Annotated in this window: 16 protein-coding genes; 8 read left to right on the top strand and 8 right to left on the bottom strand. The window is 32.9% G+C overall.

The features are described 5' to 3' along the window. The first annotated feature begins 9 nt into the window (after positions 1–9). The 6 genes from rplQ (at position 10) to ctlX (ending at position 6,521) form a co-directional block, all read left to right on the top strand. Complete coding sequence (gene rplQ / locus LX95_RS12850) at positions 10–501, top strand: 50S ribosomal protein L17 (RefSeq protein ID WP_111541869.1); 492 nt, start codon at positions 10–12, stop codon at positions 499–501. Between the two features lie 86 nt (positions 502–587). Next, a complete protein-coding gene (gene carA / locus LX95_RS12845) occupies positions 588–1,700 on the top strand; it encodes a glutamine-hydrolyzing carbamoyl-phosphate synthase small subunit (protein WP_111541868.1) in 1,113 nt (370 codons plus the stop codon). Between the two features lie 48 nt (positions 1,701–1,748). Continuing rightward, positions 1,749–3,035, top strand: a complete 1,287-nt coding sequence (gene eno, locus LX95_RS12840; RefSeq protein WP_111541867.1) for a phosphopyruvate hydratase — start codon at positions 1,749–1,751, stop codon at positions 3,033–3,035. 184 nt (positions 3,036–3,219) lie between these two features. After that, the gene (locus LX95_RS12835) at positions 3,220–4,506 is read left to right on the top strand and encodes a citrate synthase (RefSeq protein ID WP_111541866.1); all 1,287 of its coding nucleotides are present in this window, start codon (positions 3,220–3,222) and stop codon (positions 4,504–4,506) included. A gap of 74 nt (positions 4,507–4,580) precedes the next feature. Beyond that, on the top strand, positions 4,581–5,495 hold the full coding sequence (locus tag LX95_RS12830) for a dimethylarginine dimethylaminohydrolase family protein (protein ID WP_111541865.1): 915 nt from the start codon (positions 4,581–4,583) through the stop codon (positions 5,493–5,495). An 87-nt stretch (positions 5,496–5,582) separates the two neighbouring features. Next, on the top strand, positions 5,583–6,521 hold the full coding sequence (gene ctlX, locus LX95_RS12825; RefSeq protein ID WP_111541864.1) for a citrulline utilization hydrolase CtlX: 939 nt from the start codon (positions 5,583–5,585) through the stop codon (positions 6,519–6,521). 1 nt (position 6,522) lies between these two features. Here the strand turns inward: ctlX and LX95_RS12820 are convergent, their stop codons facing one another. Next, positions 6,523–8,007: a BCCT family transporter gene (locus tag LX95_RS12820; RefSeq protein WP_111541863.1), complete on the bottom strand. Its 1,485-nt coding sequence runs from the start codon at positions 8,005–8,007 to the stop codon at positions 6,523–6,525. Then, positions 8,008–9,432, bottom strand: coding sequence for an SDR family oxidoreductase (locus LX95_RS12815; RefSeq protein WP_111541862.1), 1,425 nt, complete (start codon positions 9,430–9,432; stop codon positions 8,008–8,010). Between the two features lie 68 nt (positions 9,433–9,500). On the opposite strand from LX95_RS12815, the gene LX95_RS12810 reads away from it, so the two are divergent. Then, positions 9,501–9,704: a hypothetical protein gene (locus LX95_RS12810; RefSeq protein ID WP_111541861.1), complete on the top strand. Its 204-nt coding sequence runs from the start codon at positions 9,501–9,503 to the stop codon at positions 9,702–9,704. A gap of 4 nt (positions 9,705–9,708) precedes the next feature. Here LX95_RS12810 and LX95_RS12805 read toward each other — a convergent pair whose 3' ends face one another. The 3 genes from LX95_RS12805 to LX95_RS12795 all read right to left on the bottom strand — a co-directional run bounded on the left by LX95_RS12805 (position 9,709) and on the right by LX95_RS12795 (position 11,325). Then, the gene (locus LX95_RS12805; RefSeq protein WP_111541860.1) at positions 9,709–10,341 is read right to left on the bottom strand and encodes a MarC family NAAT transporter; all 633 of its coding nucleotides are present in this window, start codon (positions 10,339–10,341) and stop codon (positions 9,709–9,711) included. A 75-nt stretch (positions 10,342–10,416) separates the two neighbouring features. Then, positions 10,417–10,845: a hypothetical protein gene (locus LX95_RS12800; protein WP_111541859.1), complete on the bottom strand. Its 429-nt coding sequence runs from the start codon at positions 10,843–10,845 to the stop codon at positions 10,417–10,419. Positions 10,846–10,869: 24 nt separating this feature from the next. Beyond that, positions 10,870–11,325, bottom strand: coding sequence for a thioredoxin family protein (locus LX95_RS12795; RefSeq protein ID WP_111541858.1), 456 nt, complete (start codon positions 11,323–11,325; stop codon positions 10,870–10,872). A gap of 207 nt (positions 11,326–11,532) precedes the next feature. Here LX95_RS12795 and argS point away from each other — a divergent pair, with 207 nt between their 5' ends. Continuing rightward, positions 11,533–13,302 (top strand): arginine--tRNA ligase, encoded by a 1,770-nt coding sequence (argS, locus tag LX95_RS12790; RefSeq protein ID WP_111541857.1) that lies wholly within the window; start codon positions 11,533–11,535, stop codon positions 13,300–13,302. A gap of 41 nt (positions 13,303–13,343) precedes the next feature. Here the strand turns inward: argS and LX95_RS12785 are convergent, their stop codons facing one another. The 3 genes from LX95_RS12785 to LX95_RS12775 form a co-directional block, all read right to left on the bottom strand. Further along, positions 13,344–14,312, bottom strand: coding sequence for a YitT family protein (locus LX95_RS12785; RefSeq protein WP_111541856.1), 969 nt, complete (start codon positions 14,310–14,312; stop codon positions 13,344–13,346). Between the two features lie 74 nt (positions 14,313–14,386). Further along, positions 14,387–16,681, bottom strand: a complete 2,295-nt coding sequence (locus LX95_RS12780) for a TonB-dependent receptor plug domain-containing protein (RefSeq protein ID WP_111541855.1) — start codon at positions 16,679–16,681, stop codon at positions 14,387–14,389. Beyond that, entirely contained in the window at positions 16,674–17,579 is a 906-nt protein-coding gene (locus LX95_RS12775; protein ID WP_111541854.1) for a FecR family protein, read from the bottom strand. The genes LX95_RS12780 and LX95_RS12775 overlap by 8 nt, the downstream gene beginning before the upstream one ends. Positions 17,580–17,599: the final 20 nt, after the last annotated feature.

Genomic DNA, 17,599 nt, shown 5'->3' with positions numbered 1-17,599 from the left:
AAAAATGTCATGAGACACGGAAAAAAAATAAACCACTTAGGAAGAAAAACTGCTCACCGTAAGGCGATGCTTGCAAATATGGCAGGATCTTTAATTGAGCATAAGCGCATCAATACAACTGTAGCAAAAGCGAAAGCTTTAAAACAGTTTATTGAGCCTTTGGTAACAAAATCTAAAGAAGATACTACACACAATAGAAGAATTGTTTTTTCTAAATTACGTAATAAGTACTCTGTAGCAGAATTATTTAGAGATGTTGCTCCTAAAGTTGGAGACAGACCAGGAGGATATACTAGAATTATTAAGTTAGGTAATCGTCTTGGAGATAATGCAGATATGGCAATGATCGAGTTAGTAGATTTCAATGAAATCTATAACACTTCAGGTACTACTAAGAAGAAATCTACTCGTCGTAGTAGACGTGGAAAATCTTCTGGTAATGCTACAGAAGCTACTGCAGAAACTGCTAAAAAAGAAGATTCATCAAAGGAAGAAGAATAAGATGATTCTTAGGTAAATATTTTTAAAAAAGGATAAGCTCTCGCAGTTTATCCTTTTTTTTTAACCTATTTATAAAATATAATAAAATGAAGTATCAAATTCGTAAGAAAGCCATATTGTTATTAGAGGATGGCACTGTTTTTTGGGGAAAAGTAATCGGTGACCAAGAAGGTAGCTCATTTGGAGAAGTTTGTTTCAATACAGGAATGACAGGATACCAAGAGATATTTACAGATCCTTCATATTACGGTCAACTTATGGTTACCACGAATGCACACATTGGTAACTACGGTACATATTCCGAAGAGGTTGAATCAGAAGATATTAAAATTGCCGGTTTAATATGTAAAAATTTTAGCTACAATTATTCTAGAGATAAGGCAGATTTAAGTCTGGAAGAATTTTTAAAGAAAAATAATCTTTTAGCTATTTCAGATGTAGATACGAGAGCTTTAGTTGCTTACATTAGAGACAATGGAGCAATGAATGCTGTGATAAGCACTAAGATTGATGACTTAGATGCCTTAAAAAAAGAACTTGCAGATAAACCAAGCATGAAAGGTTTGGAGTTAGCATCCAAAGTTTCAACAAAAGAGCCTTATTTTATCGGAAATGCGAATGCAACTTATAAAATTGCAGCTTTAGATATCGGAATAAAAAAGAATATACTTAGAAATTTAGCAAGTAGAGATTGTTATATTAAAGTATTTCCATACAATTCAACATACGAGCAAATGAATGAGTGGAATCCTAATGGATATTTTCTTTCTAACGGTCCTGGAGATCCAGAACCATTAAGCGAAGCCATAGAAGTAGCAAAAAATATCTTGAAAAATGATAAGCCTTTATTTGGTATTTGCTTAGGACATCAGGTAATTGCATTAGCTAACGGAGTTTCTACTTATAAAATGCATAATGGACATCGTGGTATAAATCATCCTGTAAAAAATCTGGTAACAGGTAAAGGAGAGGTTACTTCGCAAAATCACGGTTTCGCTGTTAATAAAGAAGAATTAGAAGCAAATAAAAATTTAGAAATTACGCATTTACATCTTAATGATGATACAGTGGCAGGTTTAAGAATGAAAAATAAAAATTGTTTCTCTGTGCAATATCATCCAGAAGCAAGTCCAGGACCTCACGATGCATCTTATTTATTCGATCAATTTATAGAAAATATAAATCAGTCTAAAGCTTAGTTTTTCTAAGAATGTATTAATTTGTAGACATATCATAACAACAAAAATATGAGTTTAATTATAGAAATTCACGCAAGACAAATTTTTGATTCTCGTGGTAATCCAACAGTAGAAGTAGATGTAATTACTGAAAACGGAGTAATGGGAAGAGCAGCTGTGCCTTCAGGTGCTTCTACGGGAGAGCATGAAGCAGTTGAGTTAAGAGATGGTGGAAAAGACTACCTAGGGAAAGGAGTTTTAAAAGCTGTTGAAAATGTAAATATAGATATTGCAAACCATTTGCTAGGACATTCAGTATTCGAGCAAGCTGCAATTGATCAATTGATGATAGATTTAGATGGCACTCCAAACAAATCTAAATTGGGAGCCAATGCTATTTTAGGAGTTTCTCTTGCTGTAGCAAAAGCTGCCGCTAACGAGCTAGGTTTACCGTTATATCGCTATGTTGGTGGGGTGAGTGCAAAAACACTTCCTGTACCGATGATGAATATTATTAATGGAGGTTCTCATAGTGATGCTCCTATCGCTTTTCAAGAGTTTATGATTATGCCAGTTTTAGCAGAATCCTTTACGGAAGCTTTAAAAATGGGTTCAGAGATTTTTCATCAACTAAAAAAAGTATTACAAGATAGAAATTTAAGTACTGCTGTAGGAGATGAAGGAGGTTTTGCTCCAACCCTTAATGGTACCGAAGATGCTTTAGATAGTATTAAATTAGCTGTAGAAAATGCAGGTTACTCTTTTGGTACAGAAATTATGATAGCTTTAGATTGCGCTGCTGCGGAATTTTATGAAGGTGGAAAATACAACTATAAGAAATTTGAAGGAGAAGGAGGAGAAGTAAGAACTAGTGAAGAACAAGCTCAATACTTAACCGAATTGTCTCAACAATACCCTATTATTTCTATTGAAGACGGGATGGATGAAAACGATTGGGAAGGTTGGAGAATTTTAACTGAAAAAGTTGGTGATAAAGTACAACTAGTGGGAGATGATTTATTTGTGACCAATGTAGAACGTTTGCAAAAAGGGATTAAAGAGAATATTGCTAATTCAATTTTAATCAAAGTAAATCAGATAGGAACTTTAACCGAAACCATTGCAGCTGTAAATATGGCTCACAATGCAGGATATACATCGGTAATGTCACACAGATCTGGAGAAACTGAAGACAATACTATAGCAGATTTAGCTGTGGCTTTAAATACAGGTCAAATTAAAACAGGTTCAGCTTCAAGAAGTGATCGTATGTCAAAATACAATCAATTATTACGTATTGAAGAAGAGTTAGGAGAGGTGGCTTTTTATCCAAAAAAAGCAGCATTTAAGATCTAATTTTTAGCTTATAAATTAATAAAAAAGCTTTACCATTTGGTGAAGCTTTTTTTTATACATTAAATTAAGATTAAATTAACAACAATAAGGCGTTCACACTCAAATTTACAATGAGATTTGTCTTAAAATTAATACTATTTTTTGTAAATTAGCAGCACTTAAAATTAAAAATTATATTATACATATGTCAAAGACAGCTACTATAGAATTAGACGGGAAAAAATATGACTTTCCAGTTGTTGTAGGAACCGAGAATGAGGTTGCCATCGAGATTAAATCTTTACGTGGAGATACTGGAGGCTTAATCACTTTAGATCCAGGTTATAAGAACACAGGATCATGTAAAAGTGCAATTACCTTTTTAAATGGAGAAGAAGGGATTTTACGTTACCGTGGATATTCTATTGAAGAATTAGCAGAAAAAGCAAGTTTTTTAGAAGTAGCATACTTATTGATTTTTGGAGAATTACCAACACAAGATCAATTAGATAAATTATATAAAGACATTAAAAAAGAATCTCATGTAGATGAAGAGATGAAGAAAATCTTAGATGGTTTTCCTAAATCGGCTCATCCAATGGGGGTTTTATCTTCATTAACAAGTGCCTTAATTGCATTTAACCCAAGTGCAGTTAATGTAGATTCAGATGAAGAAATGTATAATGCTATTATTAAATTATTGGCTAAGTTTCCAGTATTAGTTGCTTGGACATTAAGAAAGAAAAATGGGCAGCCTTTAGATTATGGAGATAGTTCTTTAGGTTATGTTGACAATATATTAAAAATGATGTTTAAGAAGCCACATGAGAACTACGAAGTAGATCCTGTTGTTTCTTCAGCATTAAATAAATTATTGATTTTACACGCAGATCACGAACAAAACTGTTCAACTTCTACTGTTAGAATCGTAGGTTCTTCTCACGCCGGTCTATTTGCTTCAATATCTGCTGGTATTTCTGCTCTTTGGGGACCACTTCACGGAGGTGCTAACCAAGCGGTAATAGAAATGCTTGAGGGTATTAAACAAGATGGTGGAGATACTAAAAAGTATATGGGTAAAGCTAAAGATAAGGAGGATCCATTCCGTTTAATGGGATTCGGTCACCGTGTTTATAAGAACTTTGACCCTCGTGCAAAAATCATTAAGAAATCTGCAGATGACGTTTTAAATCAATTAGGGGTTGAAGATCCTGTTTTAGATATCGCTAAAGGTTTAGAAAAAGAAGCTTTAGAAGATAGCTACTTCGTTGATAGAAAATTATATCCTAACGTAGATTTCTATTCAGGAATTATTTATAGAGCATTGGGTATTCCTACCGAAATGTTTACGGTAATGTTTGCTTTGGGTAGATTACCAGGATGGATCGCTCAATGGAGAGAAATGCGTTTAGAAAAAGAACCAATTGGACGTCCAAGACAAGTTTATACAGGAGAGAATCTAAGAGATTTTAAAGATATCTCTAAAAGATAATCACTTGCAGTAAGTAAAGTTAAAAGCTTCATAGAGATATGAAGCTTTTTTTATATTTGTAAAAATTTGAAATTATGTTAAAACTTCATATTACCAACGAAACTTCGCGGCTTAGGGCCGTTATTTTGGGCTTAGCCAACAGCAATGGACCAACGCCAACATTAGAAGAAGCCTACGATCCTAAATCTGCTGAATATATAAAAGCGGGAACCTACCCTTTAGAAAAAGATATGGTAAAAGAAATGACAGCGGTTAGAGATGTATTAGAAAAGTATGAAGTTAAAGTATATAGACCAGAACAAATTGAAGATTACAATCAAATTTTCACTAGAGATATAGGTTTTGTAATTGATGATATATTTTTTAAAGCTAATATCTTACCCGATAGAGAAAGAGAGATTGATGCTATACAGTATGTAATCGATCAAATAGATTCGAAGAAAGTTCACCGTTTTCCTGAAGATCATCATATTGAAGGAGGTGATGTTATGCCAATAGGAGACTATATTTTTGTAGGGACTTATAGAGAAAGCGATTATAGCAATTATATTACGGCAAGAACCAATATGAAGGCTGTAAATGCTTTACAGGAAATGTTTCCAAACAAGACAGTGAAATCTTTTAATTTACGTAAATCTTCAACCGATCCTAGATTAAATGCCTTGCATTTAGATTGTTGTTTTCAGCCAGTAGGAAAAAATAAAGCTATCATTCATAAAAATGGATTTTTGAATGAGGATGAATATGAATGGTTAGTTAATTTCTACGGAAAAGAAAATGTTTTTGAAATAGATAGCGACCAAATGTATGCTATGAATAGTAATATCTTTTCTATAGCTGAAGACGTTGTAATTTCAGAAAAAAACTTCACTAAATTAAACGCCTGGTTAAGAGCGCAGGGCATCACGGTAGAAGAAGTCCCGTATGCAGAAATTTCTAAACAGGAAGGTTTATTACGCTGTTCAACTTTACCGTTAATAAGAGATTAATGCGTTAGGGATTGTAACGACATCCTTTTTCTTTTTTCAAGAAAAAGATATAGTGAAAAGCCCGCTCGAACGCCCAAAAAGAATACAATGAAACAAATCACCAATAGTATATTAATGATTCGTCCTGTTAATTTTAGGATGAATGAAGAGACTGCTGTAAACAATTATTTTCAAAAGTCTATAGAAGAAGAAAATGAAGCGATTACAATAAAAGCTCAGAAGGAGTTTGACACTTTTGTTAGTAAGCTTAGGAAAGTAGGAGTAGAGGTTATTGTAGTTGATGATATTAAAGAAAATGACACGCCAGATTCTATATTTCCTAATAATTGGGTTTCTTTTCATGAAAATGGAAATATCGGACTTTATCCTATGTTTGCTGAAAATAGAAGAAGAGAGCGCCGTGAAGATATTTTAGCGAGCCTAGAGGAAAAAGGATTTACAATTAATAATATATTAGATTATACCGCTGCCGAAGAAGAGAATATTTTTTTAGAAGGAACGGGAAGTTTATTATTAGATAGAGCCAATGAAAAAGCATATTGTGCCTTATCGGAAAGAGCTAATGAAGATTTATTCATAGAGTTTTGTGAAGATTTTGAATATATGCCAGTTGTCTTTACTGCCAACCAAACCGTAAATGGTGAACGTAAAGCTATTTATCATACCAATGTCATGATGTGTTTGGCCGAAAATTTTGCAGTGATTTGTTTAGATACCATCGATGATAAAAAAGAACGTAAAAAACTTATTGCGAGTTTAAAAGAAGATGGTAAAGAAATCATCTCTATCACCGAAGCTCAAATGCATAATTTTGCAGGCAATATGTTGCAAGTTAAAGGCGCATTTGATAAGAAATACTTAGTAATGAGTGCAAGTGCTCACAATAGCCTTAATGCAAAACAAGTTGACGCCATCGAAAAGCACTGTGGAATTTTAAGCAGTGATCTAGAAACCATAGAAACCCTTGGAGGTGGTAGTGCTCGCTGTATGATGGCAGAAGTATTTTTACCAAAAACAGAGGCTTAATTTAGCTTTTTTTCAAAATACTTTTTGTAAAATTAATAGCAATTAAAACGCTTAAGAATGCAAAGGGTAAAGAAGTAATGATTAGAAGTTTTTGCATCGCAGTAAGAACATTTTCAGCGGCAGAGTAACTAGCGAGTATTAGTATAGTCTCCGTGAATAAGAATAATGCAATAGCCCAAAGAAGTCGGTGAGATTTCTTTGGGTTTTCTTTTCCTTTATCGGTAAACATACTAAGGACAAAAATAGCACTATCTACTGAAGTGACTAGAAAGCCAACCAAAAGCAAAATCGTGACTAGAGAGGTTACACTGCTAAGCGGATATTCTCTTAGAAATACAAATAGCGAAGTAAATACATTGCCAAATTCTTCATTATATACACCCCAATTATCAATGATTTGAAAAGCAGAGGTGCCAAAGGTGGAGAACCATAAAAAACTTCCTAAACATGGCAAAAATAAGCCTCCAAAAATAAGCTGTCTTACCGTTCTTCCTTTAGAAATCCGAGCGATAAAAATTCCGGTAAACGGAGCCCAAGACAACCAAAATGCCCAATAATAATAAGTCCAATCGGTTAAAAATTCTTTTCCAGGATTGTGATTTCCTAATGCTAAACTTAGCGGAATAAAATCTATGATGTAATGATAAGTAGCGGCAAAAAAGTTATGAAAAATTTGACCAATATCACTTTGTAACAATATGAAAACCAGTAATAAAATGGTTATTAAAATATTGAAATTTGAGATTTTTTTGATGCCTTTATGAATTCCGCGATAGACGGAAATAAAAGCTAAGATGAATATTAAAAATGTAAAAATATAACCATAGGTAGAAACTTCATTTTTAAGTAGAAATTGTAAACCTCCTTCTATTTGAGTGGTGCCTAAAGCAATGGCAGCTACAATTCCAATAACAGTAGTCATAACGGTTAGATAATCTACACCGCGGGTTACTTTGCTGTAATCGTTGACAGAAAAACTATTACTTAATAAAATCGTTTTATTTTTTATGTAAACGTAATAACCTATAATGAGAGCAAAGAAAGTATAGAAAGCCCAAGCAGTGAATCCCCATTGATAAAAGGTATATTCTAATGCAATAATTCCTGAAGAGGTAGAAGTATATAGAGGTGGGTTTTGTTGCATATATACAGGTTCTTGAACGGCTCGCAGTAAAATACCCGCACCCATCCCGGCACTGTATAACATGGCTGTCCAAGACCAAAAATTATATTCGGGAGAAGAACCTCCCAGCCTTTTTTTTCCAAAAGGCGAAATGGCAATAACTATTAGAAACACTACACAAGCTAAGCCCAGCCATAAATAAAAAACACCAAAGTAGTTTCTAATACTTACTGAATAACTTTCTATAAGTTGGTAAAAATTTTGAGGATTAATCAAAATACATAAGGATAGAAAAACAATGCTTATGAATGAAAAGCAAAGTAGGGTGTTCTCTTTTATGTAATCTAATATTCGGTTTTTCATCTAACTTTTAGCAATACGTTCTAGCATTCCTGCAAAGATAAAATAATGAAACGGAAGCATACTGTACCAGTATAATCTACCCCATATTCCTTTGGGCCTAAAGGTGGCGGTTTGATGTACGATATTGTTTTCATCTATATAAAATTCTAACCAAGCTTCACCAGGTACTTTCATCTCGGCAAAAAGTAATAAACGTTTCTCATCTTTATCGGCTAGTAAGACGCGCCAAAAGTCTAATGAATCTCCAGTAAAAATTTTATTAGGATGGGTTCTTCCTCTTCTTAAACCAACACCTCCAAATAGTTTATCTAAAAAACCACGAAATTTCCATAGCTTATTTCCGTAATACCATCCCTTTTTTCCGCCAATACTCCATATTTTCTCTAATGAAGCTTTAGGGTTATCGCTTTTCATTTCTTGCCGATCAATTAAACATCCATGTGTAGGAACCTTGATATATTTATTGAGATCGCTTGTAAATCTACCGCTAACTCTGGAGTCTTTCCAGCTTGATAAGACTTGATTCTGTTCGATTTTATCAAAGGCGGCTTTAATGGCTTCTGTATAAGTTAAAGGTTGTATTCCTAACATTTTTTCTAATCTATTGTCTTTTGAGACCACTTCAATTTTCATACTATCTACTAAATTAGCAGCTAACATATATGAGGTTGAAGTCATAAAGTACAACCAGTAAGAGGATAGTTTTGGAGATAAAAAAGGAACGCCAACAATATGCAGGTTTAAACCTCTAATCTTACAGTATTCTAACATCATCGTTTTATAGGTCATCACATCTGGACCCGAAATATCAAATGAATCATCATAAGTTTTTTCATTTCCTATGCTAAGTGTCAAGAAGTCTAATACATTCCTAATGGCGATGGGCTGTGTTTTCGTATTTACCCAACGCGGAGTGATCATTACAGGTAATTTTTCGCATAAATCTCTGATGATTTCAAATGAAGAGCTACCAGAGCCTACAATAATCCCTGCTTGTAAGCAAGTGAGATGAAAATTTCCTTGTGAGAGTATATCTCCTACTTTCTTTCTAGACTGCAAATGTTTTGACATTTCATCTTCATTCACCATCCCTGTAAGATAAATTACTTGCTTTACGGAAAGATTTTCTAGATAAGCATTAAAGTTAAGTGCAGACTTTTCCTCTAGATCATCAAAATCTGTAGTAGAACCAGTCATAGAATGAATTAAATAGTAGGCAACATCAATATCTTTGGGGAGTAAGTTGTTGTCAACTTCTTCTAAAAAATCTATTTCTACAATCTCAATTTTTTCAAGTACTTCTTTTTCTATAGAAAATCGGCTTGCACTTCTTACCGCACAAATGACTTCGTGTTCCATCTCTATAAGTAAAGGAAGTAAGCGCATGCCAATATAACCATTGGCTCCAGTAAGAAGAATTTTCATGATTTTTTAAAGATAATTTACGCATTAAATACTTAACTTTCCACTAAAAATAGAAATAAGCTTTAAGAATGCAGAATACATTAAAAATCGTCTTGCTAATTTTAGGAGTAGCGCTTATTGGTTACGGGCTTTATACCGTAGTTTTTCCTCATATTTCTTTGGAAGATGGTGCGAGTAAAATTCCGGCGAAGACCGATAATACTCAAAGCTTTGCCATGATATGTTTAGGTATTCTTACTTTGGTTTGTGGTATCGCCTTTAAAAAAAGGTAATCTCTTATAGAAGTGCTACCCCAAGTACTGTCATTATTGAAGAACTAATATATTCTATCCCAATTGCAATTACAATAAAACCAATAATTCTAGAGATAGCGTTAATTCCCGATGCTCCCAAATATTTTACAATAAAGTGAGCGCTTTTTAGCATTAAAAAAGTAGCGGTACAAGTAATAGCAATCGCTAAAACTATAATTAATCTATCAAAGATTAAATGGTGATCTTCTTGCAATCCAATTAATAAAGAAATCGCTCCGGGTCCAGCAAGCATAGGAATAGCCAAGGGAGTTAGAGATACGCCATCTCGTTCTTTTACATCATTTTTTACTTTTTCACGATCCATACCTTTATGTTTGTTAAATGATCCTGTAAGCAAAGCAAAACCAGAAGACACTATAATAAGTCCGCCTGCAATTCTTAGTGATTCAATACTAATTCCAAAAAAGTTTAAAATGTATTTTCCTGTAAAAAAGGCGATTGCTAAAATTACAAAGGTATTGATAGCGGCTAGTAAAGAAGTTCTAGAACGTTCTGCATTAGTATCTTCTTTGGTTAAGCCAACAAAGACAGGAACGGTTCCTAGTGGGTTAATTACCGAAAATAATGCGGCAAAAACATAAATAAATAAATCCATCGTTTTTTTCGGCAAATATGCTCCGAAAAACCATGCTGAAGTTCAAGAAATAATTAAATGAAAGTTACCAAAAAGCTAATAATAACTCTGATTAGAAGAACTGGAATGATCTGCTTTTAAGGTTAATATTTTTTTCATAAATCGATGTATTCTTGGAGAATCGGCTTTAATTTTTACAAAATGTTTGTTGCCGTAAATTGAGTATTCTTCTGCCTTGCCTTTATAGATTTTCAATTGATAATAAGGGATAATCAATGCGTAGCTTTCTAATAGCGATCTAAAACCAAGAATAATACCGTCGGGTCTAATCTCAATATTACATGCATTAAGATAAGAATCTAAAACCAATAAATTATGAATTTCTATACTCGAAGAATTAATATATAATTTACCAGAACCAATTCCCTTTAATGCAAATCGTTCTTTTAAAGTAAAAGGAAGCCCAACTGTTTGATTGATGGTATTTGTGATTTTAGGATTCCGGTAAGAAACATTAAAAAGCATTTGTTCTTAGACTAAGTTAATTTGTTATTGTTTTTGAGTGAAAATTTTGCCTAGATTAATAAATTGGATGGGAGTTTTATAACCAGAAACTCGATTTAAAATTCGGCCATTATTAGCATCTACATAAAGTAAAGTAGGATAGCTTCGCAACCCAATACTTCTGGCAATTTCGGCTCCTTCACCTTTTTCTGCATTTAAAGACAAATTAATAAATTCTTTATTGTAAAACTCACCTACAGATGCATCTCGAAAAGTATTTTTCTTCAATGATTTACAAACTCCACACCAATTGGCATAAAGGTATACAAACACTAATTTCTTTTCCGCTTTAGCTTTCTCTAAAGCTTCTTGATAATCCCCGTTATAAAAATCAATCCCTTTTTTAACTTCAAAATTGTAAGTGCTATCTGTATTTGTAAAAGCAGTAAGCATAAATACAGATATAAAAATTACGAGAATTGTTTTTATGTGAAATCTCATTTGTAATTAAGTTTATTGAAATCAAAATTTAAGCAAACTTAAAATTACATTTAAAAGGGAAGGTTTACAAATTAGAGCATTAAAATATGAGGGTGTAGATGAAAAAACTTAAAAAATAAATAATTTTAAAAAAGGAAAGCTCAAGTAGAGGTTAGTCAACTCTAATTTTTAAATTATCTTTGCAGCTCCAAATTTAAGTGAATTTTCATGCAAATATTATTAGAACAACACATTAAAGAAGCGTTAACAGCTTTACATCAGGTTAATTTAGAAAATGTCGAATTTCAAGCTACACGCAAGGAGTTTGAAGGAGATATTACTGTCGTAATTTTCCCTATGTTACGCCAAGTGAAAACCAACCCGGTAAGTTTAGGAGAAGCAATTGGTAACTATTTAGTAGAAAATGTTGAAGAAGTTGCTCGTTTTAATGTGGTAAAAGGGTTCTTAAATTTGGTGATAAGCGATCATTATTTTCTTCAACAATTTAAAGTAATAAAAGATGACGCACATTTTGGTTTTGTAAAATCTACGGAGAAATCTCCTAGTATTATGGTAGAATATTCTTCCCCAAATACTAATAAACCATTGCATTTAGGTCATGTAAGAAATAATTTATTAGGTTACGCTGTCGCGGAAATTCTTAAAGCAGCAGGAAATACGGTTTATAAAACCCAAATTATTAATGATCGTGGAATACATATTTGCAAAAGTATGTTGGCTTGGCAAAAATTTGGAAACGCAGAAACACCAGAATCTACAGGGCTTAAAGGCGATAAGTTGGTAGGGAACTATTATGTAAAATTTGATCAAGAATATAAAAGTCAAATCAAAGAACTCCAAGAGCAAGGAAAAACAGAAGAAGAAGCAAAAGCAGAAGCTCCTTTATTGTTAGAAGCTAAGAAAATGCTTTTACAGTGGGAAGCAGGAGATGAAGATGTAGTTGCGCTTTGGAAAAAAATGAACCAATGGGTTTATGACGGTTTCGAAACTACCTATAAAAATATGGGGGTAGATTTTGATAAAAACTATTATGAAAGTAACACCTATTTATTAGGGAAAGAAGTCGTTCAAGAAGGATTAAAAAAAGGAGTTTTCTTTAAAAAAGAAGATGGTAGTGTTTGGATAGATTTAACTGAAGATGGCTTAGATGAAAAAATCGTTTTACGATCTGATGGGACGGCGGTTTATATGACCCAAGATATTGGGACGGCTATTCAGCGTGTAGAAGATTATGCTATTAATGGCTTGGTTTATACTGTAGGAAACGAACAAGATTACCACTTTAAGGTCTTGTTTTTAATACTAAAGAAATTAGGTTACGAATGGGCTAATCACCTTTATCATTTAAGTTACGGTATGGTAGATTTACCTAGCGGAAAAATGAAGAGTAGAGAAGGAACTGTTGTCGATGCCGATGATTTAATGGTAGAGATGACTCAAACAGCTCAGAAAATCTCTGAAGACTTAGGAAAGCTTGAAGGTTACACCAATGAGGAGAAAGAGAGTTTATATAACACTATTGGTTTAGGGGCTTTAAAATATTACATCCTCAAAGTAGATCCGCGAAAGCGTATTTTATTTAACCCTGAAGAATCTGTAGATTTTCAAGGGAATACAGGGCCTTTTATTCAGTATACGTATGCAAGAATACAATCCATTCTGCGTAAAGCAAGTTTTAATCACGGTGAAGATGTAAGTGATTATACGCTGGACGCTAAAGAAAAAGAGGTGATGAAGCAATTGCAATTATTTCCCGAAGTGATTCAGCAAGCTGCTGCTCAACACAGTCCAGCCTTAATTGCTAATTACACCTACGATTTAGTGAAAGAATTTAATTCTTTTTATCAAAATGTAAGTATTCTAGGAACCGATGTGGAAATAGAAAAAATATTTAGAGTTCAATTAGCAAAAGCGGTAGCGCAAACTATAAAAAATGCTTTTAGCTTACTGGGAATAGATGTTCCCGAAAGAATGTAAAAACTAAAAAACCGAGTAAAATTTTTACTCGGTTTTTTTATTTAGTGAAGAGGTCTGCGTTTAATCATACCTCCCTTAGTGTCTTTAACAGGAGTCATTACCACAAACGCATTAGAGTCTATTTTTGCAATCTCATTATTAAGTTTGTTGAGTTCTAACCGCGTAAGAACGGTGTAAATAATATCTAAATCATCATTTCCGCTGGCATGTTTTACTCCGCGTTGACCTTTGTAAATGGTAACTCCTCGACGAAGTTTATTTAAAATCATTTCTCTTATTTCTTCACTGTGAACAGAAATGATATTGACAGAGATATATTCTTCAATACCTTCGATAACAAAATCTAAAGTTTTTGAAGCTGCAAAATAGGTAATCATAGAATAGAGGGCAGCTTCTATAGAAAGGAAGTAGGCTGCAGCGCCAAAAATCATAACGTTAATTATAATAATGATATCGCCAATGGTAGCTCCAAATTTTCTACTTAAATAAATAGCTAATACTTCTGTACCATCAATTACAGCACCACCTCTCACCGAAAATCCTATTCCTGCACCTAGAAAAAATCCTCCAAAGACGGCAACTAATAGCTTATCATCGGTTACTTCGGGAAAGTGAATATTTGCGATAATGAGCGCTAATAAACTTATGGCTATAGCCGTTTTTACCGCAAATTGTTTTCCTATGATATTGTAACCTAAAATAACAAATGGAACATTTACCAATAGAATAATTCCCCAAAGCGGAAGTTCACTTAAGCCTGTAAGTAAAAGAGCGATTCCTGTAGCTCCACCATCAATAAAATTATTCGGGAGTAAAAAACTTTCTAATCCAAAGGCTGCAGAAAAAATTCCGCAAAGGATAAAAATAGATTCTTTAATGAGCTGCTTAGATGCAATTTTAAATTTTCGGTAAGCTTTAGCATTTCGAAAGTCTGATATAGATTCTTCTGCAGGTATCTTTTCCTCTATGTTAGTGAATCTTTTAAATAAAGCTTTCCAAATTCTATTCATCTTTTAACCTTGTTTATGTAATCGAAGATAATGATAAATGAAGCGAAGTAGCAATTTAAAAATTTTAATTTTGCTTAAAACATGAGTCTAAAGATAAGATTTGGTGTTATTCCTAAACCTTCTTGTTCAACCAAAAATATTTCTTCATTTGTTCTTTCATAATAAGCATTTACAATATTCTTTGTGTTTAAAACATTCCATATTGAAATTCCTGCATAAGCGTTTATTTTAGGATGAATAGGAAATTGCTTACTGGCAGAAAAATCTACTCTAACATAAGGGTCTAAATTATCGCTATTAGGAGCTAGATAATCAAATTGATGGTTAGATAATCCTGTTTCACTTAAGGGAGTAAAATGTCTTCCGGAGCGCCATTTTATTCCGCCTGAAAGTTTAAGTTGATTATATTCATAAGAGGTGGTAAAGGAAAGCGAATTGGTAATTTCTAAGTTACTGTCAAAAGGCTCTTCAGATATTTCTTCAAAAGTATAGTCGTTGTTGGTCAAAGAGTAACTAGCCCATGCATTTATTCTCCCAAATCTTCTTTTTAGTAAAAAGTCTATACCTCGAATATAATAGTCACCAATTAAAGGAGCGTATTCAAATTGATTTTGAAATCCTTGACTTCTAGAAGTGATTCCCTTTACTTTTTTAGTATAAGCCTCGGTACTTGCTTGCCAATTATTTTTATGATAATGCACGCCTAAAGATAGTTGAAAGCTTTTGAGAATAGGGACTTCTTCTTGATCTGCTAACTGCCAACGTCTATTCTCTATACCGAGAAAATCCTTTTGGAAATCTATGATTTGAGTGCTCGATTGACTTTTTGCTTCGCCTAAAAACTCGAATGAAAGATGATCTAAAATTTTTTGATTAAAACTGAATCGAGGTTCGAATAAAAATAAATCAAATTCATTAAAATAATTAAGTCGAGTACCCAATTGAAGCGAAGTTTTTAAATCATTAGATTTAAACGAAAAGGTGGAAAATAACGCATAATTGGTTGCATAAAGCTGACTAAAATTTCCCGATAAGGGATTAATCATTTTTTGAACGTTGTCAATTCTAGTTTTTATAAAATCCAGTCCGTTTTCTAATTGAATATTCCCATTTACCTTATACGAAGTGGTAAATTTAAAACTATTCTCTATCACTTCATTTTCTTGTGTAAGATCCTGAGAAGTGACTGCATTAGCATTTTTAGAATTTAATTGATAATCAGAAAAATAGTATTGAAAGTTTGTTTTAAAAACATCACTCCAGTTCCTTTTATAATTAATGCCGATGCCTAAACTATTTTGAGAAAGTTCACTAGTTTTTGTGTTAATCTCATTGTCTACTACGGCATTTTCTAAGAAAGTAAGATCATTGTCTAAATAAATGAAATTAATACGTAAACGATCTTTTTTAGAAAGTTTGTAAAGCCACCTTAAACTAACGTCATAGAAAGAAAACTCATCGTTTGTTTTGATACTTTGTTCACTCGTATCTGTTATTTCTGTATTTTGAAATGCCCGATCGTAATATTGATCATAAGTAGGGGTTTTAAAAAAACTATTTATAGAGCTTCTTGCTGCAATTTTTAATGATGAGTTTTTGAACAAAGGAACGTCTACTAAACCATAAGCGCTTAGGTAATTTACACCTGCTTCTGCATGAAAATCATTTTGAATTTTATCGCTGGTGGAAAGTGATAAAATTCCAGAAACACTATTTCCGTAAGCGGAATTGGTTCCGTTTTTAGTTAAAGAAACCTTTTGTGTCATATATGGATTTATCGCAGAAATAAGTCCGAAAAAATGACCTGACTGATACATCCTTATCCCGTCCCATAATACCAAATTTTGATCCTGTGTTCCGCCACGAATGTTGAGATCAGATATTTTTTCATTTATACTTTCTACTCCTGGTAAAAACCTTACTGTTTGTAAAGCATCGGGCTCTATTAAACCTGGTAACACCGCAAAATCGTCAAAATTTACCTCAAAAACACCTTGATCTTTTTTGGTTATACCTCGAGCTAAATAGTTAGAAATAATAATAGTTTCTAGCTCTTCAATTTTTTCAGCAGTAAGAATATTTTTATTTTTTGTAACTGCAATAAATTTCTCAGAAATACTTTCAAAAATAAGTGGGGTGTGCGCTTCAAGAAAAGCAATGATATCTGTAAAAGGCATTTTTGTATCATATAGGGGAACATATAGATCCTCTATATCTTTATCGGCAAAAGAAAAATTGTAATCGTAGTTATTTTCTAATTCTATAATTACTTGAGGTAAAGCAATAGAATCTTTTGTTGTTTGTGCTTTAGTGACACTACAACATAAACCTAAAATAATAAATAAGAATACGTATAAATTTTTACTCACGGGCACTCACGATAATCTCATCTTCTTGAATACTATAGTCTAATCCAAACGGCAAAGTAATTGATTTTATTGCGGTTTCGATGTTTTTATGAGTAAAACTACCAGTAAACAATTTATCTTGATTTAAAGTAAGGTTTTTAGCTTGAATTTTAATATCGTACTGTCTTTCAAATTCTTTAAATACTTCTCTTAGCGGAACACTCTTAAAGGTGCTTTTACCTTGAAGCCATGTCGAAGCATTTGCAGTATTTTCATATTCGTTAAGTTGTTTATTTCGAAAAGCTATACTCTTCCCTGCAGGAAGTTTTATACGTTTATTATTAATTTTCACCTCTACAAGTCCTTCATAGCAATCTACATAAATAGAATTATTTCTCTGTTTTACGTTAAACTGGGTTCCTAAAACACTCACTTCACCTAAGGATGTAATTACTGTAAATTTTTTCCCTTTAGCTACCTTAAAAAAAGCTTCTCCGTCTAAATGAACTTCTCTGTTTCCAGTCCAAGTATCTTTGTTGTAAGAGATAGATGATCCGGCATTTAAAGTCACTTCAGAGTCGTCGGGTAAATTTATCTGTTTTGTGACATTAGCTAAAGTGTCGACTTGAGTTTGTGTAGAATGAAAAAATAAAAAGTAAGATCCTATGGCAATAACTAAAATAGCAGCGATCCTAGTAAGCTGATTTATCCAAACTTTTTTAGATTTTTTCTCCCTGGTTTTTTCTACAACAGATTTTAATCCATTATGAATATCTATTTGTGGAGCTTTAAAATAGGTTGCATTTTCTGCAATTTTTTGATAGTCTTTAAAAGCTTCATTTTCTTGCAAAAATTGCAATTCCTCTCCAGATAACGTTTCGTTATCTAACCACTTCTTTATGATTTCTTCTTCTTTCATGCTTTATTTTCTACCTATAG

Source organism: Mesonia algae, assembly GCF_003253545.1.
Lineage (GTDB): Bacteria > Bacteroidota > Bacteroidia > Flavobacteriales > Flavobacteriaceae > Mesonia > Mesonia algae.
This window is presented reverse-complemented; position numbering and strand designations above follow the sequence as displayed.